Origin of the sequence: Streptomyces solincola, assembly GCF_002982015.1 — a bacterium.
Taxonomy (GTDB): Bacteria; Actinomycetota; Actinomycetes; order Streptomycetales; family Streptomycetaceae; genus Streptomyces; species Streptomyces solincola.
This window is the reverse complement of sequence record NZ_PVLV01000483.1, coordinates 198-3,337: the sequence shown is the minus strand read 5'-3', so window position 1 is coordinate 3,337 and position 3,140 is coordinate 198. Positions and strand designations below refer to the sequence as shown.

The following is a 3,140-nucleotide window of genomic DNA, read 5'->3' as shown; positions in this document are numbered from 1 at the left end:
CGGGCCGATCAGGAGGGGGTGGCGGGGGGGGGGCTGGTGCAGGAGGCGGGCCGGCCCCCCCCCACGAGGCCCCCGCCGACCTCATCCCCCCCCCCTGGCCGCCGCCCCCCCCGACCTCGCCGCCCGGCTCGACACCCTCACAGCCCCGTAGTGCGAGTCAACGCCAGCCGCCCGCCGGCGACGCCGGGCCTGTGGTCTTCAGGTTGCCGACCCGGCCGCACCGGCTATCGCGGACCGTGCGGATTCCCCCTCGGGCGCGGTGCGAGGGCTCGGCAGCGCGGCCACTGCGGCGGCGAGGTCGAGGTGGGAGTTCATGTCCAGCTCGAACCGGCCGTAGGGGTTCACGTGGGTCCAGAACAGCGGGGACAGGGCCCGTCGGTCGGCGTCGGTGAGCCGCTTCTGCCACTTCTCCTCACTCAGGATGTCCTGGAGGAGCAGGGTGTTGACGTGCACCAGCGCGGACTGGAGCAGGTGCAGGGCGAGCATGGACACCTCCTGGGATCCTTGTCGGAGCCGGTCAGGTCGCCATCTTTGCCATAGAACAGGTCGTGGTTGGCGCTGTTCCAGTTCTCCACGACCTGGGGCCCGTCGTTGATCTCGCGGCGCAGGCCGGCGTCGGCGAGGTAGTCGCAGATGAACGCCGTACGTGCCGCCCGCCCGAGTTCCTCGATCGCCCGGTAGGTGGGGTGCTTGGGACCGCCGCGGGTGAAGCGGCGCAGGACCTGCTCGGCCTCGGCGGTGCCCAGGCGCAGGGCAGTGGTGTACTTCACGATCTGGTCGTACTGCTGGTGGATCAGGTCCCAGTCGATCGTCTTGGTCGACAGCACCGGCGCCAGGTGCGGCCACTTCTCGTCCTCTCCGGCCGTCGGCCGGTACAGCCGCGCGGAGCCGACGTTCTTCAGCCTGGGGAGCAGGTCATGCCGTCAAAGCTAGATCGAACAGCCATGCAATGACACCGGTTTGACGCCCTGGAGGGCGTCATTGACACCCCACTACCCCACTGAGTGACGCCCAGGCGGCGCCCGAAGCGTCGTCGTTCCGACCGATCGGCGGCGAGAACATCGCTTCGCCAACCGGACCGGGCAAGCGGAAGGCCAACGATGACCACGACCGTGCGGGTGTCTCGCGACTCCGACCCACGGAACACGGCTTCGTGGACGTGTCGGCGTCCGTGCTTGCCCCGCCCCCGGGGAGTCGCCGCACAGGCACCCTGTTCGTCCGGGGCGTCCAAGGAGGCCGGTCCGTGGTGGAGCGGATCCCGTAGTCGCGCAGGACAACGGCGTCGCACGGCCGTGATCTGGCATTCACTGGCCAGTGGCAAGCTTGAAGAATGAACGATGCTGCCCCGGCGCCCACCCCCGCGTCGGCACCCCGCAAGCGTGCCCGTGTCCGCGCCCCCGAGCTGATCGGCAAGGGCGGCTGGATCAATACCGGCGGGAAGGATCTGAAGCTCGCGGACTTCCGAGGTCGCACATTGATCCTCGACTTCTGGACCTTCTGCTGCATCAACTGCCTGCACGTCCTGGACGAGCTGCGCGAGCTGGAGGAGAAGCACCGCGACACCGTGGTGATCGTCGGCGTCCACTCGCCGAAGTTCGTGCACGAGGCCGAGCACCGGGCCGTGGTGGACGCCGTCGAGCGCTACGAGGTGCACCACCCGGTCCTGGACGACCCGGAGCTGGCCACCTGGAAGCAGTACGCGGTACGGGCCTGGCCCACCCTCGTCGTCATCGACCCCGAGGGGTACGTCGTGGCGCAGCACGCCGGCGAGGGCCACGCCACCGCGATCGCGACGCTCGTCGCCGAGCTGGAGGCCGAGCACGCCGCCAAGGGCACCCTGCGCCGTGGCGACGGGCCCTACGTACCGCCGGAGCCGGTCGCCACCCACCTCCGCTTCCCCGGCAAGGCGCTGGCGCTGCCGGACGGCACGTTCCTGGTCTCCGACACCACGCGGCACCGCCTGGTGCGGCTCGCGGCCGACGGAGAGAGCGTGCTCAGGGCGTACGGCGACGGGGAGCGCGGTCTGCTCGACGGCCCCGCCGAGCGCGCCCGGTTCAGCGAGCCGCAGGGCCTCGCGCTGCTCCCGGACGGCCGCGTCGTGGTCGCCGACACCGTCAACCACGCCCTGCGCGTGCTGGACGCCGACAGCGGCGAGGTCGTGACGGTCGCCGGCACCGGCGCCCAGTGGTGGCAGGGCTCCGCCACCGCCGGCCCCGCCCGCGAGGTGGCGCTCTCCTCCCCGTGGGACGTCGCCTGGTGGCGCGGCGAGGTGTGGATCGCCATGGCCGGCGTGCACCAGCTCTGGGCGTACGACCCGGCCGCAGGGACGGTCCGCGTCGCCGCCGGCACCACCAACGAGGGCCTGGTCGACGGCCCCGCCGCCGAGGCGTGGTTCGCCCAGCCGTCCGGCCTGGCGGTCAGTGCCGACGGCGAGAGCCTGTGGGTCGCCGACTCCGAGACCAGCGCCCTGCGCCGGGTGGACGCGGACGACCGCGTCCGCACCGCTGTCGGCACCGGCCTGTTCGACTTCGGCCACCGGGACGGCGAGGCCGCGCGGGCCCTGCTCCAGCATCCGCTGGGGGTCACCGCCCTGCCGGACGGCTCGGTCGCGGTCTGCGACACCTACAACCACGCCCTGCGCCGCTACGACCCGTCCTCGGGCCAGGTCAGCACCCTCGCCACCGACCTGCGCGAACCCAGCGGCGCGGTGCTGGCCGGCGAGGACATCGTGGTGGTGGAGTCGGCCCGGCACCAGCTGACCCGGCTGCGCCTGCCGGAGCAGGCCGTGCAGGTGGCCGCGGTCGCCCACCGCACCCGGCGCGAGGCCACCGCCGTCGCCCCCGGCACGCTGCGCCTGGACGTCGTCTTCCGCGCCCCCACCGGCCAGAAGCTCGACGAGCGCTACGGGCCCTCGACCCGGCTCCTGGTCTCCGCCACCCCGCCGGAGCTGATCGCCGACGGCGCGGGCGCCGGCGCCGACCTCTCCCGCACCCTCACCCTCGACCCGGCCGTCACCGAGGGCGTCCTGCACGTCTCGGCGATGGCCGCGTCCTGCGACGACGACGAGGCCAACGAGTACCCCGCCTGCCATGTCCACCAGCAGGACTGGGGCGTCCCGGTCGCCGTCCGCGCGGACGGCG

The 3,140-nt window shown here is 72.9% G+C and carries 1 protein-coding gene and 1 pseudogene; one reads left to right on the top strand and one right to left on the bottom strand.

All coding sequences use genetic code 11. The features are described 5' to 3' along the window. Positions 1-198 precede the first annotated feature (198 nt). Positions 199-878, bottom strand: a pseudogene (locus C6N75_RS31835) (Tn3 family transposase). 452 nt (positions 879-1,330) lie between these two features. Between C6N75_RS31835 and C6N75_RS25040 the strand changes: the two are divergent. Beyond that, on the top strand, positions 1,331-3,140 hold a 1,810-nt coding region (locus C6N75_RS25040; protein ID WP_105871156.1), incomplete at its 3' end, for an NHL domain-containing thioredoxin family protein.